We start from the raw sequence: 25,180 nt of genomic DNA, 5'->3' as shown, positions 1-25,180 counted from the left end.
AGATTTGGCACCCATGATTTCCCGCAGAACTGAAAGGTCTTGATGACTGTCGTACCCCTCCCATTGGCGCAGACCGTGCCCGGCGGCGAATTGATCCATGGCGCCGAAGGCGGCTCCGTTGTCCGGCGTTCAGTGCTTCCGGGAGGCGTCCGGGTGCTCACAGAGGCCATGCCCGGGCAGCGATCCGCAACCATCGGATTCTGGGTGGGTGTCGGTTCCCGGGACGAGGCGGACGGCCAGCACGGCTCCACCCACTTCCTTGAGCACCTCTTGTTCAAAGGCACCAAGAAGCGCACAGCCCTGGAGATCGCGTCCGCTTTCGACGAGGTCGGCGGTGAATCGAACGCGGCCACCGCGAAGGAAAGCACGTGCTACTTTGCGCGGGTGCTGGACACAGATCTTCCGATGGCTATCGACGTCATCGCGGACATGATCACCGGCGCCGTGCTGGATCCTGCGGAACTTGAGCAGGAACGCGACGTGATCCTTGAGGAAATCGCCATGGACAGCGATGACCCCACCGACGTCGCACATGAAAACTTCGTGGCCGCAGTGCTCGGTGTGCATCCGCTGGGCCGACCGATCGGGGGCACCCCTGCCGCCATCAAGGCTGTGTCCCGCGATTCGGTGTGGGCACACTACCAGCGCTACTACCGGCCGGACGAAATTGTCATCACCGCCGCTGGCGGCCTGGACCACGACATCGTGTGCCGCCTCGTGCTCGATGCCTTGCGGACGGCCGGGTGGGAGCTGAAGGAGACCGCTGCCCCCGTTGAGCGCCGCTCCACCGAGCGGGCGGACATCACGGGTACCGCAGGACTGCATGTGATCAAGCGTCCCGTGGAGCAGGCCAACATCATCATGGGTTGCCCCTCGATCGTGGCCACCGACGATCGGCGCTTCGTGATGAGCGTCCTGAACGCTGTCCTTGGCGGTGGCATGTCTTCGCGCCTCTTCCAGGAGATCCGCGAAAAGCGGGGCCTCGTCTACTCCACCTATTCCTTCGCCTCCGCCTATGCCGACGCAGGCTACTTCGGCATGTACGCCGGCTGCACGCCGTCGAAGGTCAAACAGGTCCTGGAACTCCTGGGCGCCGAGCTGGACAAGCTCGCTGCCGACGGAATCACGGACGAGGAACTGCGCAAGGCCGTCGGCCAATTGTGCGGCGGAATCGTCCTGGCCCTTGAAGACACCGGTTCGCGGATGTCCCGCCTCGGCCGCGCCGAGCTCGTCTCCGGCGAATTCCAGGACATCGACGAAACGCTGGACCGCATCAAGGCCGTCACCGCCGAGCAGGTCCAGGAACTCGCCCGGGTGCTCGCCGAAGCCCCCCGCACCGTAACCGTCGTCGGGCCCTTCGAGGAAACCGAGACGTTCGGCCTCTAAACCCGCGTCCGGGTGGGGAAGGCTGGACGCGCCTGCTCGATCGGGAACATGATGGTGACGTATCCATCGTCCCGCGCAGGAGTCGCCATGAACGAGCCATCGAAGAGTCATGCACACACTGCGCTGGAGGCATTCCTGGGTCATTGGCGGGGGAGCACCGAGCTTGCGGCCTCGCCCTGGGGACCCGCCCGGACCGCCGACGCCGAGGTGACCTTCTCGCGCGCGGCGGGAGGCTACGCCTTGGTGCAGAGCTACCGGCACATCGAGCCTGACGGCACCCATTTCGAGGGCCACGGTGTCTTCACCGTTGACCCGGACCACGGAGAGACCCTCTGGTACTACGTGGACAGCATGGGCCGGCCACCGGAAGCTCCGGCCCGCGGGCATTGGGAGGACGGCACGCTCAGGCTTGAGCGGCGTAGTCCTCGCGGGACCGCGCGCCACACCTTCAAGGTGGACGGTGGCGTGCTGACCCACACGGCGGAACTGAGGCTCGGGGATGCCCCGACGTTCAGCCCGTTCATGGTCTCTGTGTGCAGGCGCGTCTAAGGCACACGTCCGGCAGGCACAGCGTTCAGAGGACCTTGGCCTCCAACAACTCAACGATCCGCGCATCCGGCATGCCGTCGAGCGAGGCCGGCCTTCCAGGTCCACTCCACACCCGTGTCCGCAAGGTGTCCAGCATTGATTCAGCGCGCTCCCGCTCGGCGAAATCAAGCTCAATCAGGACCCGCTGGGAATCGTCCACGGGCTTGGAGACCCTGTACGAAACAACGCCGGAGCCGGCGCGATCTGCCGGATCCGAGTCGAACGACCGCTTCCATGCGTCGAAGTCGTTCACGGCGTGTTCGATCAGGAGGGTGTACATGGCTGTTCCTTTGCTGTTGCGCGGATAGGCACAGCGTAGGCTCCTTGGACCCCGGGAGCCACCCTCCGGCCGTGGCCGGCTCAGCCCCCGGCAAACGGCGGGAGGACGTCGACGACGTCGTCCGCACCGAGAGCGGCCGAATGGTCGCGGACCGCTATCTCGTTGCGCAGGAAGCTGCTGCGCGAAATGATCCGGGCCAGGGGCGGCGTGCCGGCCGGTGGTTCCGGACGTTCGACGGCGAGCACGGCCGCGATCAGCCCGTCCAAGCTGGTTCCGTCCGGGAGATCGTGGTGTTCCTCTTCGACGCCTGCCGCGGCGCGCGCGGCAGCGAAGTATCTTACGAGCAAAGCCTCAGCCTCCGATGGCGCTCATGCTGCGGTCTGGTTGGACGAAGTCGGGTGCGCCGAGGCCGGTGTGGTCCATGCCGTGTGCCTTGGGTTTGATCCACATGGCGTCCTGCCAGCGTTGGGCGAGTTCCTCGTCGCTGGCTCCGGACCGGAGCAAGCCGAGGAGGTCGAATTCTTCGCGGGAGAACAGGCAGCTCATGATCTTGCCTTCGGCGGTGATCCTTGTGCGCCGGCAATCGGAGCAGAACGGCTCGGTGACGGAGGCGATGATGCCGACGGTGCCCAGGATCGGACCGGTGGCTTGTGCGGATGCGTAGTGCCGCCGTCGTACTTCGAATCGTTCCGCTGGTGCGCCGTCGCGTTCGCGCGGGTCCGGGGCCAGGGCGAAGTCGCGGGAGAGCAGTTCGCGGATCTCGGCTGCGGTGATCATGTCGCGCCGGGTCCAGCCGTGGTCGGCGTCCAGCGGCATTTGTTCGATGAAGCGCAGTTCATAGCCGCGCTCCACTGCCCAGGCCAGGAGCTCGGGGGACTCGGCGTCGTTGATTCCGCGCATGAGGACGGCGTTGATCTTGACCGGTCCCAGGCCTGCGGCCCGGGCGGCGTCGACGCCGGCCAACACCTTGTCCAGGAAAGGCCGCCGGGTCAGCTTCGTGAAGGTTTCTTCGTGGAGGGAGTCGAGGGAGACGTTGATGCGGGTGAGTCCGGCTTGCTTGAGCGCTGCTGCTTTCTTGTCGAGTCCGACGCCGTTGGTGGTCATGGAGATCGGCAGATCGGGGTGCGCCTGGCGGAGGGCGGTGATGATGTCCACCAGGTCGGCGCGGACCAGGGGCTCGCCTCCGGTGAGGCGCAGTTCGCGGACCCCGAGGTGTTCGACGCCGATCCGCACCAGCCGGCCGATCTCGGCGGCGGTCATCACGGCTTGTTTGGACAACCATTCGAGGCCTTCGGCCGGCATGCAGTAGGTGCAGCGGAGATTGCATTTGTCGGTCAGGGACAAGCGCATGTCGGTGGCCCGGCGTCCGTAACGGTCGAACAGGCCCGGAGGAGTTCCGGCAGGGCGCGGCGGAGGAGCAGACACGCTGCTTCCCGTCCCATCGCCCGTAGGGGGCAACGGCATGCCTAGCTGAACACTCATGGGTTCAGGCTACGCCAGGCAGGGCCCGAGCGTGATATCGGCCACCAGTCACGTTCGTCATCCGCTCCCGTGGAAGGCAACGCAAGAGGTGACTTCTTACGGAATGCATACGGTTGGCCCGTGGACGCCCGGAACACGTACCGCGGGCACCACGCGAATCTATGCTGAAGGTGTGAACACGCAGCCCGCCCCGCACGGTGCCGACGTCGGCAATCGGCGCATCCTGCTGGTCGAAGACGAACAGACCATCGCCGACGTCGTCCGGGACTACCTGGTCCAGGCAGGCTTCCAAGTCGATCTCGCGGGCGACGGCTTCACCGCGCTGAGCCTCGCGGCCGCCAGGCGGCCCGACCTTGTCATCCTGGACCGGATGCTGCCCGGACTTGACGGCGTGGAAGTGTGCCGCAGGCTCCGCCTGGCCATGAGCGTACCGATCATCATGGTGACCGCCCTCGGCACGGAAGACGACCGGATCCTGGGATTGGAAAGCGGAGCGGACGACTATGTCACCAAGCCCTTCTCGCCCCGCGAGTTGGTCCTCCGTGTGAAGTCCGTCCTGCGCCGGAGCATCCGGGAATTCAGCCCGGAACCGCCAGTCGAACTCGCCGGCTTCGAATTGGATCCTGCCTCGCGCACAGTGCTCCAGGATGGCAAACCCCTGATGCTTACGGTGCGTGAGTTCGATCTGCTGGCGTTCCTCCTCCGCCGGCCCAACCAGGTGTTCAGCCGCGAGGATCTCATCAAGGCAGTGTGGGGTTGGGACTTCGGGGATTTGTCCACTGTGACCGTCCACGTGCGTCGCTTGCGGGAAAAGATCGAAGACAACCCCACCACCCCGATGCTGCTCAAAACGGTCTGGGGAGTCGGCTACCGCTTTGACGCGAAGGAAGGTGGACATGCAGCCGGCTGAAATGTTCACCATCCTGGGCTGGATGCTGTTGTGGGCTGTCCTCATCGGCGCCTTGACCCTTGCCTTGCTGCGTTTCCTGCGTGGCGCGTCGATCCTGGTCCAGATTTGCCTCGTGGTGGTGGCCACCGTTGCCGTCCTCGTGGCAGGGATGGTGAGCGCCTTCAATGCGATGTTCATTTCCGCCCTGGACCTCGAAGTCATGTGGTACATCCTCGGGGTAGCCTCGGCCGTGGCGATCGCGATTTCCCTGGTCCTCGGGGCCGGGGTGTCCCGCAACGCCATCCGGCTCGTCGCAGCAACGCGGCGCCTCGGCAGCGGAGAAGCCCTCGATGGCTCCTTCCTGCCACAATCGGGATCGCGGCGGGCCGGACCGGCAATGAACTCCGAGCTCGCCCAGCTAGCCCAGGAACTCGAAGCGAGCAGCGTCAAACTTGAGGAATCCCGGCGACGGGAAGCCGCCGTCGAAACCGCCCGCCGCGAACTGGTCTCCTGGATCTCGCACGACCTCCGGACCCCTTTGGCCAGCATGCGGGCCATGGCCGAAGCGCTGGAAGATGGCATGGCCTCCGACATCCCCGCGTACTACCGCAAGATCATCGCCCAGACGGACCAGATGGCGGTCATGGTCAACGACCTCCTGGAACTGTCCAAAATCCAGGCGGGAACGCTCCGCCTGAGCGCAGAATCCCTCGACCTCTACGACCTCGTGAGCGACGCCATCGCCGATCTCGCGCCCCTCGCCGCCCAACGCGGCATCCGGCTCGACGGCGGCGGCGACCGGGAGTGCATGGCCGTCGCGGACGGCCCCAGCCTGGGACGGGCAGTCCGGAACGTGCTGCTCAACGCGATCATCTACAGCCGGCCCGACGGCGGGGTCATGGTTCGCGTCGGACGCGACGGGAGCGACGCCGTCGTCGACGTCGTGGACAGCTGCGGAGGCATCGACGAGGAGGATCTCGCCCACGTTTTCGAGACCGGCTGGCAAAAGGACCGTTCCCGGGGAGCGGGGAAGCCTGTGGAAGGGGGTCCACCGCGATACAGCGGAGCAGGCGTGGGGCTCAGCATGGTGGCAGGCATCGTGAAGGCTCACGGCGGCACGGTCACGGTGGCGAACACCGGCGAGGGCTGCCGATTCACGCTCCGCCTTCCGTCGGGTGCACAGGCCGCCCCGGCCCACGCCGAGGTATTTCCGAAGCAGACAGTCCACGCGGACACCGTTCCGTCAGAGAGCCCCAAACAGGCAGGCACATTATGAGCAGGACCACTTCGAAGAAAGCCGGTACCAGGACGGCCGTCCGGTGGGCGGCGGCGTGCGGCGTGGTGGCCATCGGGTTCGGGGTGGCGGCCGGCGAGTTGCTGGCCGGGTTCCTGAGCCCGTCCGTTTCACCGGTCACTGCGTTGGGCGGTGTGGTCATCGACGCCGTGCCGGGTTGGGCCAAGGAACTGGCCGTCAACCTTTTCGGCACCGCCGACAAACTTGCCCTGATTGTCAGCATCGCCCTGGTGACCTTGGTCCTTGCCGCGGTAGCAGGACTGCTGGAGTATCGGCGAAAAGGAGCGGGGCTGGCGCTCGCCTTGCTCGCTGGAGCTGCGGGGCTGGCTGCAGTGCTGACCCGTGCCCAAGCCGCGCCGACAGCCGCAATTGCCCCCGTCGTGGCCACGATCGTCACCATGCTTTTCCTCCGGCTCCTGATCCAGCGGCTGGAAACCTGGCGACCCGTGCCCGTTGCAAGCGACATGCCCTTGGCGCGCCGAAGCTTTATGCAATTGCTGGGTGGAACCGCGATAGCAGCGGCGGCGGCGGGGATCGTCACGACCCTCGTGCGGAGGGCGGGAACGGTGGCATCCGATTTCCGCCGCGGGGTGGCGCTTCCTGCCCCGGTGACGCCCCCGCAAAAGGTTCCCGACGGCGCCGCCCTCACCTTGGCGGGCCTGCAGCCGCTCGTCACGCCGAACCCCGACTTCTACCGGATCGACACCGCGCTGATCCCGCCTGCCGTGAATCCGCCGGACTGGACCCTCAAGGTGACTGGCCTGGTGGAACGCGAAGTCACCTTGGATTTCGCCACCCTGCTGACGAAGCCGATGATCGAGCGTCACGTGACCATCGCGTGCGTATCCAATGAAGTCGGCGGAGACCTGATCGGCAACGCCCTCTGGCTGGGCTGGCCGGTCCGCGAACTCCTCGCCATGGCCGGACCGAAGCCCGGTGCGGACATGGTGCTCTCCCGCAGCACTGACGGCTGGACCGCCGGAACCCCCCTCGAGGCGCTCACCGACAATCGGGACGCGATCCTCGCCGTCGGAATGAACGGCGAACCCCTGCCGCTGGAGCATGGCTTCCCCGTCCGGATGGTCGTCCCGGGCCTCTACGGCTATGTTTCGGCCACCAAATGGCTGACCGAACTGAAGGTGACGCGTTTCGCCGACGATCAGGGCTACTGGGTCCCTCGCGGTTGGAGCGACCACGGTCCCATCAAGACCCAGTCGCGCATCGACGTGCCCCGGGACGGCCGCTCAGTAAAGGCGGGAACGGTCCAGTTCGGCGGTGTCGCGTGGGCTCAACACCGCGGCGTTTCCCGGGTGGAGCTGCGCGTCGACCGCGGCAAGTGGCAGGAAGCCAAGCTCGCGCCCGGGATCTCGTCGGATACGTGGTACCAATGGCAGCTGGGCCTTGAGCTGGGCTCCGGGAACCATGAAGTCCAGGTCCGTGCCACCGATGCCACGGGTACGCCGCAGCCCGAAGCCCAAACTCCCGTCGCCCCGGACGGCGCCACGGGGTTCCACACCATCCATGTCACCGCCAACTGACATTAGGCTGTGAAAGTCTGAGCGAACCAATCCGGGAGGAACCCTCGTGGCACGATCCGTCGCAGCACACCGCCAAGCCGTCCAGGAGCTGCTGTCCGGCCTCGCGGACACGAAGGGCACCGAGGAGCTTCCGCTGATGGGGGCGCTCGGCCGGGTACTTGCCGCCGATGTCCTGGCCCCGCTCAGCCTGCCGCCGTTCGCCAACTCCCAGATGGACGGGTTCGCCGTCCGCTCAGCCGACCTTGCCCCCCACGCAGGGAGCGACGCCGGTGCGGAGCTGACGGTCGTGGACCCGGTCCCGGCCGGCGCGGCACCGGTCCGACTCATCCCGGGCACCGCAGCCCCGATCATGACGGGCGCCATGATGCCCGAGGGGGCCGACGCCGTCGTGCCTATCGAACAGGCCCTGCCTGATGTCTTTCCCGTCCCCGGCGTGCCAGCAACTGTCCGTCTTCCCACCACCGAGCCGGGAACGTTCGTCCGCGACGCCGGGAGCGACATCACCGCGGGAACCGTCGCCTTGCACGCAGGAACAGCCCTCGGGCCCGGGCAATTGGGGCTCCTCGCCGCCTTGGGGATGACCGCCGTCGAGGTCCGCACGCCGGTGCGCGTGCTCCTGGTGACCACGGGCGACGAAGTCGTGGAGCCCGGCACGTCCCTGCCGGCAGGCAAGATCTACGATTCCAACGGAACCCTGCTCGAAGCCGCCATGCTGCAGTCCGGCCTCCACGTCACACGGACGGGAATCAGCGGCGACGATCCCGCCGAGCTGTTGGCGCTCCTCCGCGGCCGGAGCGGGACCGTCGATCTCATCGTCAGCACCGGGGGCGTCAGCAAAGGAGCCTACGAAGTGGTCCGGCAGGCGATGATGGGCCACGCAGTTGAATTCGTGTCGGTGGCCATGCAACCCGGCGGCCCCCAGGGGATCGGAATGTTCGACGGCGTGCCCTTCCTGGGATTCCCGGGCAATCCCGTGAGCTGCCTCGTGTCCTTCGAAATGTTCCTTCGCCCGGCGCTCGCCGCCGTGGTCGGAAGCCCCGCCTTGCGGCCCAGCCTGCAGGCCCGCCTTACGGAGTCTTTGACTTCGCCCGCCGGAAAACACCAGGTCCGCCGCGGAACGCTGCTTCCGGGGGGAACAGTCCGGCTGGAGGGCGGTGCCGGCTCCCATCTCATCCATGCGCTGGCCAACTCGAACGCGCTGGTCCAGGTGCCTGCGGCCGTCACGGAACTCGACGCCGGGGCGGAAGTGGAAGTATGGATGTTGTGAACGACACTCCAGAACCCGCCGGCATGGTCGGCGGCGCCCTTACGCATTTGCGCCAAGATGGTACAGCCCAAATGGTCGACGTCTCCGGGAAGGCCGTGACCACACGGGAGGCGACCGCCACGGCCACCGTCCACAGCACCGCCGAGGTGCTTTCCTTGCTCGGCGCCGGTGAGCTTCCGAAAGGCGACGCCCTCGCGGTAGCGCGCGTTGCGGGCATCATGGCAGCCAAGAAGACGCCCGAACTCATCCCGCTGTGCCACCCGCTGCCGATTTCCAAGGTCACCGTGGACTTCGAACTTGGCCCGGACACGGTGGTTGTCCTGGCAACGGTGAAGACCAGGGGCGTCACGGGCGTGGAAATGGAAGCGTTGACTGCGGCATCGGTGGCCGCCTTGAGCGTTTACGACATGATCAAGGCAGTGGACAAGCACGCAGTCATCAGCGGCATCCAGGTGCTGGCCAAGAGCGGCGGAAAGAGCGGCGACTGGGCCGTTCCCGCCCCGTCCGGCGCGCCCGGCGAAGGAGAGCGCACATGAATGCCTGCGAACCCGCCCGTGGGCCGCGGAAGGCCGGCGTGGTCATCGCCTCCAACCGTGCCGCGGCAGGAATCTATGAGGACAAGAGCGGCCCCGTGATCCTGGACTGGCTGGTCGAACACGGCTACGAGACCTTCCCCGTCATGGTAGTGCCGGATGGGGAGCCGGTCGGTGCCGCCATCCGGGCGCTGCTGACCCTGGAACCCGCCGTCGTCATTACGAGCGGCGGTACCGGTCTGAGCCCCGATGACCGCACTCCGGAAGTCACCTTGCCTTTGCTTGACCGAGAAATACCGGGGCTCATGGAAGGCATCCGGCGCGCCGGTGCCGCCAAGACCCCCATGGCGATGTTGAGCCGGGGCCATGCAGGTACAGCCGGCAAGACGTTCATCGTGAACCTGCCGGGCTCACCGAAGGGCGTAATGGACGGCCTTGCCGTCCTTGATCCTGTCATCGCCCACCTATGCGATCAGTTGGAGGGAAGCCATGACCACTGAAACCGACTTCGAAGTCATCAGCGCGATCCTCAGCGCGGAGCCGATTTCCGTCGACCAGGCCATAGCGGCGGTTGAATCGGACACGGCGGGAGCGGTAGTGAGCTTCAGCGGCGTGGTCCGGAACCACGACGGCGGCAAACCCGTCGACAGGCTCAGCTACAGCGCCCACCCCACGGCGCACCAGGTCATGGCCGACGTCGTCGCGAAGCTCGTGGCCGAGCACTCGGGGGAGGCAGCCCAGCCTGTACGGATCTGGGCAGCGCACAGGATCGGCCTGCTGGAGATTGGCGAACCTGCGCTCGTCTGCGCCGTTGCTGCTGCACACAGAGGACAGGCTTTCGCAGTGTGCTCGGAGCTCGTGGACAGGATCAAAGCGCAAGTGCCCATCTGGAAGGAACAGTTCTTCAGCGACGGTACGGTCGAGTGGGTCGGGGCAGGGGAGTAGCTTCCCGGCGACCCCACGTTGGGGCGAAAAACCCGGCGCGCCGCCCGGTAGGGTTAAGGGCATGATCGAACAACTTGCTGTCGCCGTTCTGGGCGCCCAGGGCCGCATGGGTATCGAAGCCGTCAAGGCGGTGGAGGCAGCCGCCGACATGAAGCTCGTCGCGGCGCTCGGCCGCGGCGATTCCCTTGATACCCTGCTCGACGCCGGTGCGAAGTATGTCGTCGACCTGACCGTTCCGGACAGCACCGAAGCGAACGTCCGCTTCGCCGTCGAACACGGCATGCACGCTGTTGTCGGCACTACCGGCTGGGACGCTGCACGGCTCGCGGCCTTGCGCGGCCTGCTTGCGGCGAACCCGGAATCCGGCGTCCTGATCGCCCCCAACTTCGCCCTCGGCTCCGTCCTCGCCTCGGCTTTCGCCGCCAAGGCCTCCAAGTATTTCGAATCGGTGGAAATCATCGAGCTGCACCACCCGAACAAGGTGGACGCGCCTTCGGGCACCGCCGTCCGCACCGCCCAGCTCATTGCCGCCGCCCGCGAAGAAGCCGGCGTCCCGGCCAGCCCGGATGCCACGAACACGGCCCTCGACGGTGCCCGCGGTTGCGACGTGGACGGTGTCCGCGTCCACAGCGTCCGTTTGCGTGGACTCGTGGCGCATCAGGAAGTGCTCCTCGGCGGCCCGGGAGAGCAACTGACCATCCGCCACGATTCCTTCGACCGGGCGTCCTTCATGCCCGGTGTGCTGCTGGGACTGCGCAATGTGGCGTCCCACCCCGGGCTGACCGTCGGCCTGGACGGCTATTTGGATCTGGGGCTGTAGGCGCATGGGCTCGCTCTGGAAAGCATTCAAGGAGAACCGCACCAAGATCTGGGTGGGTGCCGTCACCCTGTTGCTGGTTCTCTACCTCGTGGTTACCTTCGAGCGCTCGATCCTGCTGCTCAGTGACGCGAACCTGGTCGCCAAGGGAATCGGAGCCGCCTACCTGGTGCTTCCGATCATTGGAGCGTGGGCATTGATCCGCGAGCTTGTTTTCGGTGCGCGCACGGAAAAGATGGCGAAGGTGCTCGAAGCCGAAGGCGGGCTGCCGGTGGACAACCTGCCGCGCACGCCGGGAGGCCGCATCGTGCGTGCAGCCGCGGACGCCGAGTTTGAAAAGTACCGCGTGGAGGCCGAGGCCGCCCCCGAGGACTGGCGTTCCTGGTTCCGGCTCAGCTGCGCCTACGATGCCGCCGGCGACCGCAAGCGCGCGCGGGAATCCATGCGCGACGCCGTGCGACTCTTCCGCGCTGAGCCCACCGCAGCGGAGCGGTAGCGGCCGGCCCCTCGGAGAGAACACCTTGTATTCGAATATATGTTCGAATACCATGGCTGCATGAACGATCCTTCGAAGCGGCCGAATGGCTATCCCCAAGGCCTGGATGGGCCCATGAAGGCGATGAGCCCGGGCGTCGTCGATTTCCTCTTCCGGCAGCTTGTCGCAGGGGAACCCCCTGAAGATGTGCAGTGGCGCCGAGAGGGAACCGTTCTGGGCGAACAGCAACCGGGCGCCGAACTTGCCAGGCGGCTCGCGGAGACCGACGTTGAATCGCTGACCCCCGTTGAATTGTTCGACTATGTGCGGGCAGCACAGCGGCTGGGAGCGTGGGCGGACCGCTTGCGGGAGTCCGCGGTTGCCCGGTATTGCTCGCCGGAGAGGCCAGCGACGCCCGGGCGCCACAGCGACGCTTCGGCCTGAGGCCGTGCTCCCATTTCGTTGAATTTGACGACAATCACGCGGGCCCCATTCTCCTAACCCGCAGCTGACAGGGTAACGTTTTTCATATGTCTGACTCTCGTGCGAACGTTCCTGCTCTCGGTACCCTTCTGACCGCCATGGTCACCCCGTTCACCAAGGACGGCGAAGTTGACTACAAGCAGGCAGCGGAACTGGCAGTCAAGCTTGTTGACGACGGCTGCGATGGCCTGGTGGTCACCGGAACAACGGGGGAGACGTCCACGCTCACCGACGAGGAAAACCTCGGCATGTTCCGCGCCGTGAAGGAAGCCGTGGGCGGTCGCGCGGCAATCATCGCGGGCACGGGAACCAATGACACCGCGCACTCGGTGCACCTCTCCCAGGAAGCCGCGAAGCTCGGCGTCGACGGACTCCTGCTCGTCACCCCGTACTACAACAAGCCGAGCCAGGCTGGCGTCCGGGCCCACTTCGAGGCCATTGCGTCCGCCACCGAGCTTCCTGTCATGCTCTATGACATTCCCGGGCGTTCCTCCATCCAGATCGCGCCGGAGACCATGATCGGCCTTGCCTCCCACCCCAACATCGTTGCGGTCAAGGATGCCAAGGCCGATTTCGCCGCGGCCACACGCGTCATGGCGGAAACCGACCTTCTTTTCTACTCGGGGGACGACGGACTGACCCTCCAGTGGATGGCCATGGGTGCGGTGGGCCTGATTGGCGTCACCACCCACGTTGTCACCCGCCGCTTCCGTGAGCTGATCGACGCCATCAACTCGAACGACCTTGGCACGGCACGCAAGATCAACTTCGAACTCGAGCCCGTGATCCGCGCAACCATGACCCGGGTCCAAGGCGCCGTCGCCGCCAAACAAATTCTTAAATGGCAGGGAGTCCTGCCCAACTCGGTTGTCCGTTTGCCCCTCGTGGAGCCGGACGCCGCCGAGATCGCAATCATCCGCGAGGACTTGGCGGAAGCTGGAATGGACTTCACTGTCTAGAACGATTCCGCCGGAAAGTAGCGCATTATGACCCAAACCGCCCTTCCCGGACTTGTCACCCCGCCCAAACTTCCGCAGGGAACACTCCGGATTGTGCCCCTCGGCGGGCTGGGGGAGATCGGCCGCAACATGGCCGTTTTCGAAATCAACGGCAAGCTGCTGGTGGTTGACTGCGGCGTGCTCTTCCCTGAAGAGACACAGCCGGGTGTCGACCTGATCCTGCCCGATTTCTCGTACATCGAGGACAGGCTGGACGACGTAGTTGCCATCGTCCTGACGCACGGCCACGAAGACCACATCGGCGCTGTGCCGTATCTTCTGCGCCTGCGCGCGGACCTGCCGTTGGTCGGTTCCCAGCTGACGCTTGCCCTCGTCGAGGCCAAGCTCCAGGAACACCGGATCAAGCCGTACACGCTGACGGTCGCCGAAGGGCAGGTGGAGCAGTTCGGCCCCTTCGAATGCGAATTCGTTGCCGTCAACCACTCCATTCCGGATGCCTTGGCCGTCTTCATCCGCACTGCCGGCGGCAACGTCCTGCACACGGGCGACTTCAAGATGGACCAGTTGCCCCTCGATGGCCGCATCACGGACCTGCGCCACTTCGCCCGCCTGGGTGAAGAAGGGGTGGACCTGTTCATGGCCGACTCCACCAACGCGGATGTTCCCGGCTTCACCACGGCGGAAAAGGAGATCGGCCCCACCTTGGACCGTTTGTTCGGCCAGGCCAAGAAGCGGATCATCGTTGCCTCCTTCTCCTCGCACGTGCACCGGGTGCAGCAAGTGCTCGACGCCGCCGCCAAGCATGGCCGCAATGTCGCCTTCGTGGGCCGGTCCATGGTGCGCAACATGGCTATCGCCGCGAAACTGGGCTACCTTGACGTCCCGCCGGGAATCCTCGTGGACATCAAGAACATCGACAACCTGCCGGACCACCGCGTGGTCCTCATGTCCACGGGCTCGCAGGGCGAACCCATGGCGGCACTGTCCCGGATGGCCAACGGTGACCACCGCGTGGTGGTGGGCCAGGGCGACACCGTTATTCTGGCCTCGAGCCTCATCCCCGGCAACGAGAACGCGGTCTACCGGATCATCAACGGGTTGCTCAAGCTCGGCGCCGACGTCGTGCACAAGGGCAACGCCAAAGTGCATGTCTCCGGACACGCCGCTGCGGGCGAACTGCTCTACTGCTACAACATCCTCAAGCCCCTGAACGCGATGCCTGTGCACGGCGAAACCCGTCACCTCATCGCCAACGGCAACCTGGCGGAGGACTCCGGCGTGCCGTCGGACCGCGTCATCCTCAGCGACAACGGCACAGTCATCGACGTCAGGGACCACAAAGCCAATGTTGTTGGCCAGGTGGAAGTGGGCTTCGTCTATGTGGACGGCTCCAGCGTGGGTGAAATCACCGACGCCGACCTCAAGGACCGCAGGATCCTCGGCGACGAGGGCTTCATCTCGGTCATCACCGTGATCAACCGGACCACCGGCAAGATCGTCTCGGGCCCGGAAATCCACGCCCGCGGCGTGGCCGAGGACGATTCCGTATTCGACGAAATCATCCCCAAGATCAATGCTGCCCTCGAAGACGCGGTGCTCCACCACGCGGACCACACCAACCACCAGCTCCAGCAAGTCGTGCGCCGTGTGATCGGCACGTGGGTCAACCGCAAGCTTCGCCGGCGCCCCATGATCATCCCGTTGGTTCTGGAAGCATAGCCCGGACGGAGAAGCCTCCGAACGGCCCGGTTCAAGCGAACCGGGCCGTTCGTGTTGTACGCCAAGCCCGCAGCGGAACCAGGTCCGCGGATTGTTCTACAGGGGCAACATGGCTCCTCCGTTCCCCTGAAATCCGCGGCTTTCCGGACGGCTTGGGGTAGCGTGGCCGATATGGCGACTCGTACTACCTCCGCGCCTAGAGGCAGCTCCAACAGCAAAACCAGCGGCTCGGGCAGCGGCCGGACCCCGACCAAGACCGGCAGGAGCAGCACAGGCGCGGCCCGCGGCAAGCAGGCCGCCGTCGTCGAACCCCAACAGCCCTGGATCCTGCGTGTGCTTGCGGGTGTCTGGCTGGGAATCGGGCACGTGGTGGGTGCGGGGGTCCGCCGGATCGGCCATGACGTCAGTGACCTTGATCCCGCCGACCGCCGGGACGGCGCCGCCCTTTTCAACCTGGCTCTCGGTGTCTTCATCGCAACCTTCGCCTGGTGGGGCTTCAAAGGCTGGTTCCCGGACGTTGTCTACAGCATCGTGAACGGAACCTTCGGTTGGGTGTCCTTGCTCCTGCCGCTCATGCTTTTTGTCTGCGCCTTCCGGCTCTTCCGGCAGCCATGGGACAGCCGGGGCAACAACCGCGTGGGCATCGGTTTCCTGATCATGACATTCGCCGGAACCGGCTTGGCCCACATCATCGGGGGCCAGCCGACCGTCGCCGACGGCTTCGATGGCCTCCGGCGTGCGGGCGGGATGCTCGGTTTCCTCGCGGCATCGCCTCTTGCCGCCATCCACCCTGCCGTACCCGTCCTGGTCTACGGTGCCTTGGCGTTCGTCTCCCTCCTGATTGTCACGGCCACGCCCTTCGGCGCCATCCCCCGGCGTATCCGGGGCGCCTACGAGCACCTCATGGGCGTCGATCTCGTGGATGCCGGCTCGCAGCACGACGATTCCCACGACCGCAGCTACCTTTACGAAAACGAGGCGGCCGTTGAGCCAAAGAAGAAGCGCCGGAAGCGCTTCTTCGGCAAGGACCACGACGACGACCCCACACTCGAGGGCTATGTGGGCGACGAAGCCTTCGAGCACGCAATCGTCGACGACGATGCCCCTCCCGCGAAGGGCGGGCCCGCCGTGCCGCCGGGCGTGCGCAGGCCGACCCAGGCTGAAATCGCCGTCGAGAAGATCAAAGCCGCGCAAGGTCTTGGAAGTGCACAGGGACTCGGAAGCGCGAAGGCGGTTGCGGACAACGCCACCGAAGCGATCCCCTTGGTCGCGCCGGCCGCCGCCGTTCCACCGGTCATCGTGCCTTCGGCACCGGTCAGTCCACCACCGCCCCCGACGCCGATCCCGCAGCGCACCGAACAACTTTCGCTCGCCGGGGACGTCACGTACACGCTGCCGTCCTCCGACAACCTGACTCCGGGCTCCATCCCGAAGGAACGCACGGAAGCGAACGACGCCGTCGTGGCCGCCTTGACGGACACGATGCAGCAGTTCAACGTGAACGCCACTGTCACCGGATTCAGCCGTGGACCCACCGTGACCCGCTACGAGATCGAACTTGCTCCCGGCACCAAAGTGGAGCGCGTCACTGCCTTGTCCAAGAACATCTCCTACGCGGTGGCATCGAGTGATGTCCGTATCCTCAGCCCTATTCCGGGCAAGTCTGCCATCGGCATCGAGATCCCCAACACGGACCGCGAGACCGTGTCCCTCGGCGATGTCCTGCGCAGCCAGAACGCCAGGCGGACAGACCACCCCATGGTGATGGGCGTCGGCAAGGACGTCGAGGGCGGCTACGTCGTCGCGAACCTCGCCAAAATGCCGCACTTGCTCGTGGCCGGTGCCACAGGTGCCGGTAAGTCGTCGTTCGTGAACTCCATGATCACGTCGATCCTGATGCGTGCCACACCCGATGAGGTCCGCATGGTCATGGTGGACCCCAAGCGCGTGGAACTGACCGCGTATGAGGGCGTTCCGCACCTCATCACGCCCATCATCACCAACCCCAAAAAGGCCGCCGAGGCACTTCAGTGGGTGGTGCGCGAAATGGACGCCCGCTACGACGACCTCGCCAACTACGGCTTCAAGCACATCGACGACTTCAACAAGGCGGTCCGCGCCGGCAAGGTTCTGCCGCCGGTCGACTCCAAGCGCGTCATCAAGCCGTACCCGTACTTGCTGGTGATCGTGGACGAGCTCGCCGACCTCATGATGGTGGCCCCGCGCGACGTCGAAGACTCGATTGTCCGCATCACCCAACTGGCCCGTGCTGCCGGCATCCACCTGGTCCTCGCCACCCAGCGTCCGTCCGTTGACGTCGTCACCGGCCTGATCAAGGCCAACGTCCCTTCGCGTATGGCGTTCGCAACCTCCTCCGTCACCGACTCCCGCGTGGTCCTGGACCAGCCCGGCGCGGAAAAACTCATTGGCCAGGGTGACGCCCTCTTCCTGCCGATGGGCGCTTCCAAGGCGATGCGCGTGCAGGGCGCCTGGGTCACCGAGTCCGAAATCCACCGCGTGGTGGAACACGTCAAGGGCCAACTCAAGGCTGTCTACCGTGACGACGTCGCACCCGAGGCGCAGAAGAAGCAGATCGACGACGACATCGGAGACGACCTCGAGGTCCTGCTCCAGGCCACCGAACTGGTGGTCACCACGCAGTTCGGCTCAACCTCGATGCTGCAGCGCAAGCTCCGCGTCGGCTTCGCCAAGGCCGGTCGCCTCATGGACCTGCTCGAGTCGCGCGGCGTCGTGGGCCCGTCCGAAGGTTCCAAGGCCCGCGATGTCCTGGTCAAGCCCGACGACCTCGCTCCCGTGCTGGCAGCCATGAAGGGGCAGGATGCTCCGGCTATCCCCGACGCGCACACCGCGGCGCTGAGCGACAACGCGAACGCGAACATCGCCGTCGGCGGCTACGCCGAGGACTTGGTCGCCGCCGATCTCGAACGCCGCAAGCAGGCCACGGAGTACCACGACGGAGCAGATGGCATCGATGACGAGGACGACGGCGGCGAAGACGCCTGGTCATTGACCGGACGGTAGCCTAGAGGGGTGACTACATCCGACGGCAGCAAAGCCGGTTCCAGCAGCTCCGATATCTGGAACCTGCCCAACATCCTGACGATGCTTCGAATTGTCCTCGTCCCGTTCTTCGTGTGGTTCCTCTTGGCGGACAACAGCCAGCACGGCATTTGGCGCTGGACCGCCGTTGTGGCCTTCGCTGTGGCGATCTATACGGACAAGCTCGACGGCGACATCGCCCGGAGCCGCAACCTCGTCACCAACTTCGGCAAGATCGCGGACCCGATTGCCGACAAGCTGCTGATCGGATCGGCACTCGTTCTCCTCTCGGCGCTGGGGGAGCTGCCGTGGTGGATCACGATCCTCATCCTCGTGCGCGAATGGGGCATCACCGCCTTGCGCTTCTTCGTCATCCGCTATGGCGTGATGCCGGCCTCGCGGGGCGGCAAGCTAAAGACCGTCATCCAGACCGTCGCGATCTTCCTCTACATCCTGCCGCTGAATTCCTTCGCGCCGTGGCTCGTCAGCGTGGCCTTCTGGGTCATGATCGTCGCACTCGCCATTACAGTGTGGACCGGCGCCGAATATGTGATCGAAGCCGCAAAGCTTCGCTCGGCGGGCAAGCGCGCATGAGCCCCACCGCTGATGAGGCGGCTGCGTCCGCCGTCGCCCTCGCCATCGAGCGGGGCGTTACCGTGGCTACCGCAGAATCCCTGACAGCCGGAATGGTTGCCGCCACCCTCGCCGATACTCCCGGCGCGTCAGGCATGCTCCAGGGCGGGGTGGTCGCCTATCAGAATGCCGTCAAGGCCGGAATCCTGGGGGTCTCCGAGGAGTTGCTGTCCGCCGTCGGATCCGTCGACGCCGGAGTGGCGGCGGCCATGGCCGACGGTGCCAGGCGCGCGTGCGGGGCCGACGTCGGGGTCTCCACGACGGGGGTTGCGGGACCTTTGCCGCATGACGGGAAGCCGGTTGGCACCGTCTTCATTGGCGTCGCCACGCAGGGCGGAGCTGCGGCCCATGCCTACTCCTTTCGGGGAGATCGCCCAAGTATCCGTGCGCAGGCGACCGCGGCCGCACTGGAGCGCTTGTTGGAGTGCCTTGTCCATGCCGACTTACCGCACGTAAAGTAGCCGGGAACAAAAACAGCGGCCCAATAGTTGTTACATTGTGTCGCCCCGGAATGGCCGGGGCGCCTAGGATGTAAAAAACAACCGGTGCACCCGCAAGGTGAACCGGCCTCACGAGGGAGCAAGGCGATACAGATGGTTAAGCAGCCCGTATCCATAAACGGCGTTGTCCGCTGGAAGGATGTGGGCTTGGCCGAGAAGGCACCGAGCGAACAGAAGGAGCGCAAAATGGTTGTACTGCGTCACGAAATTGGTGATGTCCTGCGCGATGTCCGCCAGCGCCAGGGCCGTACGCTCCGCGAAGTCTCGCACAGCGCCCGCGTTTCCCTTGGCTACCTGAGCGAAGTTGAACGCGGCCAGAAGGAAGCATCCTCAGAGCTGCTGTCCTCGATCTGCTCGGCCCTGGACGTTCCGTTGTCCGGCATGCTCCGCGAGGTCAGTGACCGGGTTGCCGTCGCCGAAGGCGTCGCTGTTCCGGACACCGTCCCGCAGGAATTCGCCCAGCGCTATGGCCGCGATCTCGATCGCGAGCTCAGCGCCGAACTGAACGACGACTTCACCCAGGGCATGCTCTCCGGAGCCCGCTAGGCGGACCTGAAGTAAAGAAGGAGGGCCTCCAGCTGGAGGCCCTCCTTCTTGGGCTTTTGTGGCCTGGCGAGGTCAGTCCTTGCCGATACCTTCGCCATACGCGGCGTTGAGCCGTTCAATGTAGTCAGCAAGCGTCTGGATTTCTTCCAGCGGCCATTCACCCAGGCGTTCCCGGAACACCTGCCGGCGTGCGTCCTGGACCTGGTGCATCTTTTCTTCGCCCTTGGGGGTGAGCCGGATGGATTGTGCGCGGCCATCCTGAGGGTCGGCCTCTTTGTAGACCATGCCGATGCTTTCCAGGAACGCGATCTGGCGGCTCACCGATGGCTTCCCGACGCCGATGCACGAGGCGAGCTCCGTGAGGCGGATTGGCCCCTCTTTCCGGATGATCGTCAGCAGTCCGTAGGCGGCTGGTTCCATGTCGGGATGGACCTGGCGGGACAACTGGTGGGACAGCGATCGTGCGCGTCGCCAGAACATGCTCAGCTGGTGTTCCACCTGCTGGAGGGCGGCGTCGACGTTGTCGCCAACCTCCACCATCTCTGGCGCGTCGTCGGGAGTGTTGCTCATGACAACCATTCTAGAGTCCGCTCCCATGAGAGACTCTATTGGTGCGGATCAGTGACTTCTGGCGGCTGATGGACGATGAATTCGGAGCTGGCTACTCCCGGGTCCTCAGCAGCTCCCTTGTATTGGCCGGCGTCGGCGGACGGACGGCAGACGACGCCTTGGCAGCGGGCTACAGCCCCCGCGACGTCTGGCTTGCCCTGTGCGACGTCCAGGACGTTCCGCCGGAGCGACGGCTCGGCAGGGATATCAAGCCCGCCGACAAGGGTTCCCGGACGTTCTGAGTTCCGGTTCCTGGACGGACACGCCCACAAATTTGTTCGAATATCTGTTCGGATGAGGCTATGCTCCTATCAGAGGAAAATTGGTCCTGACGGAGCGGTTTCCGTGTCATTCGAAGCCCGTAGTTGTCCACATAGACGAAGTCGCACACAAAATTGTCAGCGGCTCGTACTAGCGTCGGATGAGACAGGAAAGCGGCCGTTCAGGCCAGTCCACAGCGAGAAAGCATCAGAGGTGTGAACCATGGCGGCAAACCAGGATCGTGAGAAGGCGCTCGAGGCAGCGCTTGCCCAAATCGACAAGCAATTCGGCAAGGGCTCCATCATGCGCTTGGGTGACGATATCCGTGCGCCCATCGAAGTCATTCCCACTGGTTCCATCGCCTTGGACGTCGCCCTGGGAATCGGCGGCCTGCCGCGCGGCCGTATCGTGGAAATCTACGGCCCGGAATCCTCGGGTAAGACCACCGTCGCGCTTCACGCTGTGGCCAACGCCCAGCGCCAGGGCGGCATCGCAGCCTTCATCGACGCCGAGCACGCCCTCGATCCCGAGTACGCGGCGAAGCTGGGCGTCGATACCGACGCGCTGCTGGTTTCGCAGCCGGATACCGGTGAGCAGGCCTTGGAGATCATGGACATGCTGATCGGCTCCGGCTCCTTGGATATCGTCGTGATCGACTCCGTCGCCGCATTGGTTCCCCGCGCTGAAATCGAAGGCGAAATGGGCGACTCCCACGTCGGCCTTCAGGCCCGCCTTATGAGCCAGGCCCTGCGTAAGATCACCGGCCGGCTGAGCCAGACCAAGACGACTGCCATCTTCATCAACCAGCTCCGCGAGAAGATCGGCGTTTTCTTCGGTTCCCCGGAGACCACCACCGGTGGCAAGGCCCTGAAGTTCTACGCGTCCATCCGCATCGACGTCCGCCGTATCCAGACGCTGAAGGAAGGCGCGGATTCGGTAGGTAACCGGACCAAGGCCAAGATCGTCAAGAACAAGATGGCTCCGCCCTTCAAGATCGCGGAGTTCGACATCATCTACGGCCAGGGTATTTCCCGCGAGGGCGGCATCATCGACATGGGCGTCGAGCACGGCATCATCAAGAAGTCCGGTTCATGGTTCACTTACGACGGTGACCAGCTGGGCCAGGGCATGGAGAATTCCCGCCGTTTCCTGCGGGACAACCCGGAGTTGGCTGCGGACCTCGAGCGGCTCATCAAAGAGAAGCTTGGCGTCGGAGTAGTCAAGCCTGCCGAAGCCGAAAAATCTCCGAAGCTGAAGGCCGTTGACGGCTAAGCGCCAGGGCCGCTCCCGTTCCTCAAGTTCTTCCCGGTCGTGGGGCCCGTCTGCGGATTCGTCCGTGGCGGCGGACCCTGAGGCCAATCCGGAATCGGTAGCCCGGTCCATTGTTTTGCGGCAACTGACCAACTCGCCCAAGAGCAGGCTTCAGCTTGCCCGCAAACTGGCTGAACGGAACGTGCCGGAGGAGGTGGCCGAAGCCGTGCTGGACCGCTTCGAGGAAGTCCGGCTCATTGATGACGCCGATTTCGCCGAGATGTGGGTCCGCAGCCGTTCCCAGTCGAGGAAACTCGCCCGGGGTGCCTTGAGGCGCGAATTGGCGGACAAAGGCATCGACACGGAAACCGCGGAGCAGGCGCTCGCGCAAGTGAGTGACGACGACGAGCGGAACGCGGCCAGGGATCTGGTCGCACGCCGCTTGCGGGCCGGGACGGACCTTTCCGACAGGGCCGAGCGGGACAAGCAAACCCGGCGGCTCGCGTCGATGCTTGCCCGCAAGGGTTACCAGCCATCCACGGCATTCCGGATTGTCGGCGAGGTCTTGGACGAAACCTTGGCGCAGGAGCCTGGCTCCTATGGCGCAGGAGAGTACGGCGGTCCTGAAGCACACGGTCCTGAAGCACGCGGTCCTGAAGCAGAGGACATCGGCTAAACGGTGTCTCGGAGAAACTGAGAGCTGCCTGTGAGTATTGTCCCCGGCGGCGGGGTTGGGTGGCTTCTGGGTGCCTGTCGGCTAAGGTTCTGGACTAGTGTTCCGAGTCGGGAGGCAGGTCAGATCCAATGAATCCGTTGTCGCTACGGCTTTCGGCAATCATTGTGCCCTTGCTTGTCGCGTCGCTTCTCCAAGCAGGCCCGGCTTCGGCGGACGACGATGCCCCGCCGTCGGGCTATCCCAGCTGGGCAGAAGTACAGCAAGCCCAAGGGAACGAAGCTGCCGCAAGCGCCGAAGTAGACCGCATCAACCAGTTATTGGCTGGACTTCAGCAGAAATCCGGAGAGCTCGGCGCGGCGGCCATCAAGGCCGGAACTGAGTACGCCAAGGCCCATGACGCACTGCTGCACCAGCAGGCAGTCACCCAGAAACTGGCCGAGGCGTCCCAACAGGCCAAGGCAAAAGCGGATTCCTTGAGAAAGGCCACGTCCTCCCTGGTGGTCCAGGCATACGAGTCGGGCGGCTTCGATCCCGGTCCCTGGTCCCTTGCGAATGCCGCCATCGCGCCGGACAACATTCAAAATTTCGCCTTGCTGAACAGAGTCCTGGATCGTACGGCGAAGCTGCACGATGATGCCCTGAGCGCGTCCCGGGCATCTGCCGCCGCAACCGCCCAGGAACAAGCCGCCCGCGATGTGCTGGCCCAGTTGGACAGCGACGCCGCGGCAAAGGCCCAGGCCGCAGAGTCTGCAAGGCGGGCAGCCGAAGACAGCGTGGCCGCCACGGACGGCCAGCGAAAGACCATGGTGGCCCAACTCGCGTCCTTGACCTCCACTTCTGCCGCTGTCGCACAGAAATATCAAGAAGGCCAGGTTGCGCTTGCCGCGTACCAGGCCGCCCAGGAGGCCAAGAGGGAGGCGGCGCAGCGCAAGGCGATAGCCGACGCAGCGGCAGCCGCAGCGGCCGCCGCCAACAACCAGCAAGCGGTCCAGCCGCCCATCAGCAGTGGAGGAGGCGGCGGCTTCGTAGGCGGGGGTGGCGGTGGGGGGGGAAACGTCGTCAACGACCCCGCCGGCGCACGGCAATACGCGTCCTCCCGGCTCGGCGCCTATGGTTGGGGCCAGGACCAAATGCAGTGCCTGTCCTTGCTGTGGACCCAGGAATCAAGCTGGATGACGGACGCCACCAATCCCAGCAGCGGCGCTTACGGTGTAGCGCAGGCGCTGCCGCCGGACAAGTACTATTCGGCAGGCAGCGACTGGCTTAGCAACTACCGGACCCAGATCGATTGGGGCCTCGGCTATATCCGCGACCGTTACGGTTCGCCCTGCAACGCTTGGCAGCATGAGATGGGCTTCAACTGGTACTAGTCCGAGGGGCTACCCTAGATTGGTGAGTTCCCCTTCTGCAGCACCAGCACCAGCCCCCGTTCAGCAGCCCGCTCCGGGCCCTGTCGTCGATCCGGCACCCGAGCACGCGGCGAAGCGCACCTACCAGGTCCGCACCTTCGGTTGCCAAATGAATGTCCATGATTCCGAGCGCATGGCAGGGCTGCTCGAGGATGCAGGGTACGTGCCGTTCGACGGCGGCGTCGCCGACGTCGTGGTTTTCAACACCTGTGCCGTCCGTGAGAACGCCGACAACAAGCTTTATGGCAACCTCGGGGAACTCAAACAGGTCAAGGCCGCCCATCCTGGAATGCAGATTGCCGTCGGCGGATGCCTTGCGCAAAAGGACCGCGAAACCATCGTGCGCAAGGCGCCGTGGGTGGACGCAGTGTTCGGGACCCACAATGTAGGGGCGCTCCCGGCGTTGCTGGACAGGGCCCGCCACAACAACGAGGCACAGCTGGAAATCCTGGAGTCGCTGGACGTCTTCCCCTCCACCTTGCCGACCAAGCGCGACTCCGTGTACTCGGGCTGGGTTTCCATCTCCGTCGGGTGCAACAACACCTGCACCTTCTGCATCGTGCCGTCGCTCCGCGGCAAGGAGAAGGACCGACGTCCCGGCGAGATCCTCGCTGAAATCCAGGCGTTGGTGGACGACGGCGCCGTCGAGGTGACGCTGCTCGGGCAGAACGTGAACTCCTACGGCGTGGAATTCGGGGACCGTTTGGCTTTCTCCAAACTGCTCCGCGCCTGCGGTGATATCGAAGGCCTCGAGCGTGTCCGTTTCACGAGCCCGCACCCGGCTGCCTTCACCGACGACGTCATCGACGCGATGGCCGAGACCGCCAATGTCATGCCGCAGTTGCACATGCCCCTCCAGTCCGGTTCGGACAAGGTCCTCAAGGACATGCGCCGCTCCTACCGTTCGACCAAGTTCCTGGGGATCCTGGACAAAGTCCGCGACAAGATTCCCCACGCCGCGATCACCACCGATATCATCGTGGGCTTCCCCGGCGAGACGGAAGAGGACTTCCAAGCCACGCTCGACGTCGTCGAGAAGTCACGCTTCGCCTCAGCCTTCACCTTCCAGTACTCCAAGCGCCCGGGCACCCCGGCCGCGGACCTTCCGGACCAGCTGCCCAAGGCCGTTGTCCAGGAACGCTACGAGCGGCTGACGGCCCTCCAGGACCGCATCGCAGCCGAGGAGAACGCGAAACAGCTCGGACGCCGGGTCGAGCTCCTTGTCACGGCCCAATCCGGCCGCAAGGCCGAGGAAACGCATCGCCTTTCGGGTCGTTCCCAGGACCAGCGCCTGGTCCACTTCTCCGTGCCGGAAGGCGCAGAGACTCCGCGGCCCGGCGATTTCGTCACCGTGACCATCACCGAGGCCGCTGCCTTCCACCTCGTCTCCGATCCGGAGACGACGGCGGACTACAGCTTGAGGCGCTCCCGTGCCGGCGACGCGTGGGACCGCTCGCAGGCCGATTCCTGCGGCGCTCCAGCCCCGAGTGCCTCGGGCGCACGGTCCGGCGGCATCGGGTCTTCAGGTTCAAGGGCCGTCTCCCTCGGTATGCCGTCGCTCCCCGTACGACGCGGTTAGC

27 protein-coding genes are annotated in these 25,180 nt (G+C 65.2%); 23 read left to right on the top strand and 4 right to left on the bottom strand.

Features of this window, described 5'->3' with window-relative positions:
* Positions 1-42 precede the first annotated feature (42 nt).
* A complete protein-coding gene (locus AC3WJM_RS04010) occupies positions 43-1,386 on the top strand; it encodes a M16 family metallopeptidase (RefSeq protein WP_306962822.1) in 1,344 nt (447 codons plus the stop codon).
* A gap of 87 nt (positions 1,387-1,473) precedes the next feature.
* The gene (locus AC3WJM_RS04005; RefSeq protein WP_492271243.1) at positions 1,474-1,935 is read left to right on the top strand and encodes a DUF1579 family protein; all 462 of its coding nucleotides are present in this window, start codon (positions 1,474-1,476) and stop codon (positions 1,933-1,935) included.
* Between the two features lie 25 nt (positions 1,936-1,960).
* Here AC3WJM_RS04005 and AC3WJM_RS04000 read toward each other — a convergent pair whose 3' ends face one another.
* The 3 genes from AC3WJM_RS04000 to moaA all read right to left on the bottom strand — a co-directional run bounded on the left by AC3WJM_RS04000 (position 1,961) and on the right by moaA (position 3,736).
* Positions 1,961-2,254: a hypothetical protein gene (locus AC3WJM_RS04000; RefSeq protein ID WP_492271242.1), complete on the bottom strand. Its 294-nt coding sequence runs from the start codon at positions 2,252-2,254 to the stop codon at positions 1,961-1,963.
* An 80-nt stretch (positions 2,255-2,334) separates the two neighbouring features.
* The gene (locus AC3WJM_RS03995; RefSeq protein ID WP_284989345.1) at positions 2,335-2,601 is read right to left on the bottom strand and encodes a MoaD/ThiS family protein; all 267 of its coding nucleotides are present in this window, start codon (positions 2,599-2,601) and stop codon (positions 2,335-2,337) included.
* 4 nt (positions 2,602-2,605) lie between these two features.
* Positions 2,606-3,736, bottom strand: coding sequence for a GTP 3',8-cyclase MoaA (gene moaA / locus AC3WJM_RS03990; protein ID WP_492271241.1), 1,131 nt, complete (start codon positions 3,734-3,736; stop codon positions 2,606-2,608).
* 172 nt (positions 3,737-3,908) lie between these two features.
* Here moaA and AC3WJM_RS03985 point away from each other — a divergent pair, with 172 nt between their 5' ends.
* From AC3WJM_RS03985 to AC3WJM_RS03910, 16 genes are all read left to right on the top strand, one after another.
* On the top strand, positions 3,909-4,646 hold the full coding sequence (locus AC3WJM_RS03985) for a response regulator transcription factor (protein WP_059387814.1): 738 nt from the start codon (positions 3,909-3,911) through the stop codon (positions 4,644-4,646).
* Positions 4,633-5,901, top strand: a complete 1,269-nt coding sequence (locus AC3WJM_RS03980; protein WP_441433218.1) for a sensor histidine kinase — start codon at positions 4,633-4,635, stop codon at positions 5,899-5,901. The genes AC3WJM_RS03985 and AC3WJM_RS03980 overlap by 14 nt, the downstream gene beginning before the upstream one ends.
* The gene (locus AC3WJM_RS03975) at positions 5,898-7,457 is read left to right on the top strand and encodes a molybdopterin-dependent oxidoreductase (protein WP_284989341.1); all 1,560 of its coding nucleotides are present in this window, start codon (positions 5,898-5,900) and stop codon (positions 7,455-7,457) included. Before AC3WJM_RS03980 ends, AC3WJM_RS03975 begins: the two co-directional genes overlap by 4 nt.
* A 46-nt stretch (positions 7,458-7,503) precedes the next feature.
* The gene (locus AC3WJM_RS03970; RefSeq protein WP_476910567.1) at positions 7,504-8,724 is read left to right on the top strand and encodes a molybdopterin molybdotransferase MoeA; all 1,221 of its coding nucleotides are present in this window, start codon (positions 7,504-7,506) and stop codon (positions 8,722-8,724) included.
* Positions 8,712-9,260 carry a cyclic pyranopterin monophosphate synthase MoaC gene (gene moaC / locus AC3WJM_RS03965; protein WP_306962838.1) on the top strand — a complete coding sequence of 183 codons (549 nt, stop codon included), beginning with the start codon at positions 8,712-8,714 and terminating at the stop codon, positions 9,258-9,260. Before AC3WJM_RS03970 ends, moaC begins: the two co-directional genes overlap by 13 nt.
* The gene (locus tag AC3WJM_RS03960; RefSeq protein WP_437773113.1) at positions 9,257-9,757 is read left to right on the top strand and encodes a MogA/MoaB family molybdenum cofactor biosynthesis protein; all 501 of its coding nucleotides are present in this window, start codon (positions 9,257-9,259) and stop codon (positions 9,755-9,757) included. The genes moaC and AC3WJM_RS03960 overlap by 4 nt, the downstream gene beginning before the upstream one ends.
* A complete protein-coding gene (locus AC3WJM_RS03955) occupies positions 9,747-10,202 on the top strand; it encodes a molybdenum cofactor biosynthesis protein MoaE (RefSeq protein WP_236816685.1) in 456 nt (151 codons plus the stop codon). Before AC3WJM_RS03960 ends, AC3WJM_RS03955 begins: the two co-directional genes overlap by 11 nt.
* A gap of 61 nt (positions 10,203-10,263) precedes the next feature.
* Positions 10,264-11,022: a 4-hydroxy-tetrahydrodipicolinate reductase gene (dapB, locus tag AC3WJM_RS03950; protein WP_492271240.1), complete on the top strand. Its 759-nt coding sequence runs from the start codon at positions 10,264-10,266 to the stop codon at positions 11,020-11,022.
* A gap of 4 nt (positions 11,023-11,026) precedes the next feature.
* Positions 11,027-11,515 carry a hypothetical protein gene (locus tag AC3WJM_RS03945; RefSeq protein ID WP_306962844.1) on the top strand — a complete coding sequence of 163 codons (489 nt, stop codon included), beginning with the start codon at positions 11,027-11,029 and terminating at the stop codon, positions 11,513-11,515.
* A gap of 60 nt (positions 11,516-11,575) precedes the next feature.
* Positions 11,576-11,938, top strand: a complete 363-nt coding sequence (locus AC3WJM_RS03940; protein ID WP_306962846.1) for a hypothetical protein — start codon at positions 11,576-11,578, stop codon at positions 11,936-11,938.
* An 86-nt stretch (positions 11,939-12,024) separates the two neighbouring features.
* Positions 12,025-12,936, top strand: coding sequence for a 4-hydroxy-tetrahydrodipicolinate synthase (dapA, locus tag AC3WJM_RS03935; protein ID WP_059387812.1), 912 nt, complete (start codon positions 12,025-12,027; stop codon positions 12,934-12,936).
* A 27-nt stretch (positions 12,937-12,963) separates the two neighbouring features.
* On the top strand, positions 12,964-14,655 hold the full coding sequence (locus tag AC3WJM_RS03930) for a ribonuclease J (protein WP_059387811.1): 1,692 nt from the start codon (positions 12,964-12,966) through the stop codon (positions 14,653-14,655).
* Between the two features lie 171 nt (positions 14,656-14,826).
* On the top strand, positions 14,827-17,697 hold the full coding sequence (locus tag AC3WJM_RS03925; protein WP_492271239.1) for an FtsK/SpoIIIE family DNA translocase: 2,871 nt from the start codon (positions 14,827-14,829) through the stop codon (positions 17,695-17,697).
* A gap of 9 nt (positions 17,698-17,706) precedes the next feature.
* Entirely contained in the window at positions 17,707-18,309 is a 603-nt protein-coding gene (gene pgsA / locus AC3WJM_RS03920; RefSeq protein ID WP_307053499.1) for a CDP-diacylglycerol--glycerol-3-phosphate 3-phosphatidyltransferase, read from the top strand.
* Entirely contained in the window at positions 18,306-18,809 is a 504-nt protein-coding gene (locus AC3WJM_RS03915) for a CinA family protein (RefSeq protein ID WP_306962853.1), read from the top strand. The genes pgsA and AC3WJM_RS03915 overlap by 4 nt, the downstream gene beginning before the upstream one ends.
* Before the next feature lie 132 nt (positions 18,810-18,941).
* On the top strand, positions 18,942-19,394 hold the full coding sequence (locus AC3WJM_RS03910; protein WP_059387810.1) for a helix-turn-helix domain-containing protein: 453 nt from the start codon (positions 18,942-18,944) through the stop codon (positions 19,392-19,394).
* 72 nt (positions 19,395-19,466) lie between these two features.
* Here AC3WJM_RS03910 and AC3WJM_RS03905 read toward each other — a convergent pair whose 3' ends face one another.
* A complete protein-coding gene (locus AC3WJM_RS03905) occupies positions 19,467-19,964 on the bottom strand; it encodes a MarR family winged helix-turn-helix transcriptional regulator (protein WP_284989330.1) in 498 nt (165 codons plus the stop codon).
* 41 nt (positions 19,965-20,005) lie between these two features.
* Between AC3WJM_RS03905 and AC3WJM_RS03900 the strand changes: the two genes are divergently transcribed.
* The 5 genes from AC3WJM_RS03900 (at position 20,006) to miaB (ending at position 25,179) form a co-directional block, all read left to right on the top strand.
* On the top strand, positions 20,006-20,245 hold the full coding sequence (locus AC3WJM_RS03900) for a DUF3046 domain-containing protein (RefSeq protein ID WP_059387808.1): 240 nt from the start codon (positions 20,006-20,008) through the stop codon (positions 20,243-20,245).
* A gap of 241 nt (positions 20,246-20,486) precedes the next feature.
* On the top strand, positions 20,487-21,536 hold the full coding sequence (gene recA / locus AC3WJM_RS03895) for a recombinase RecA (RefSeq protein ID WP_059387807.1): 1,050 nt from the start codon (positions 20,487-20,489) through the stop codon (positions 21,534-21,536).
* Between the two features lie 64 nt (positions 21,537-21,600).
* Entirely contained in the window at positions 21,601-22,191 is a 591-nt protein-coding gene (locus tag AC3WJM_RS03890; RefSeq protein ID WP_492271238.1) for a regulatory protein RecX, read from the top strand.
* A gap of 128 nt (positions 22,192-22,319) precedes the next feature.
* The gene (locus AC3WJM_RS03885; RefSeq protein WP_306962858.1) at positions 22,320-23,561 is read left to right on the top strand and encodes an aggregation-promoting factor C-terminal-like domain-containing protein; all 1,242 of its coding nucleotides are present in this window, start codon (positions 22,320-22,322) and stop codon (positions 23,559-23,561) included.
* 22 nt (positions 23,562-23,583) lie between these two features.
* Entirely contained in the window at positions 23,584-25,179 is a 1,596-nt protein-coding gene (gene miaB, locus AC3WJM_RS03880) for a tRNA (N6-isopentenyl adenosine(37)-C2)-methylthiotransferase MiaB (protein ID WP_492271237.1), read from the top strand.
* Position 25,180: the final 1 nt, after the last annotated feature.

The organism is Arthrobacter sp. FW306-1B-G06A (genome assembly GCF_058781765.1).
Note: the sequence above shows the minus strand (reverse complement) of the source record. Positions and strands in the feature narration are given on the sequence as shown.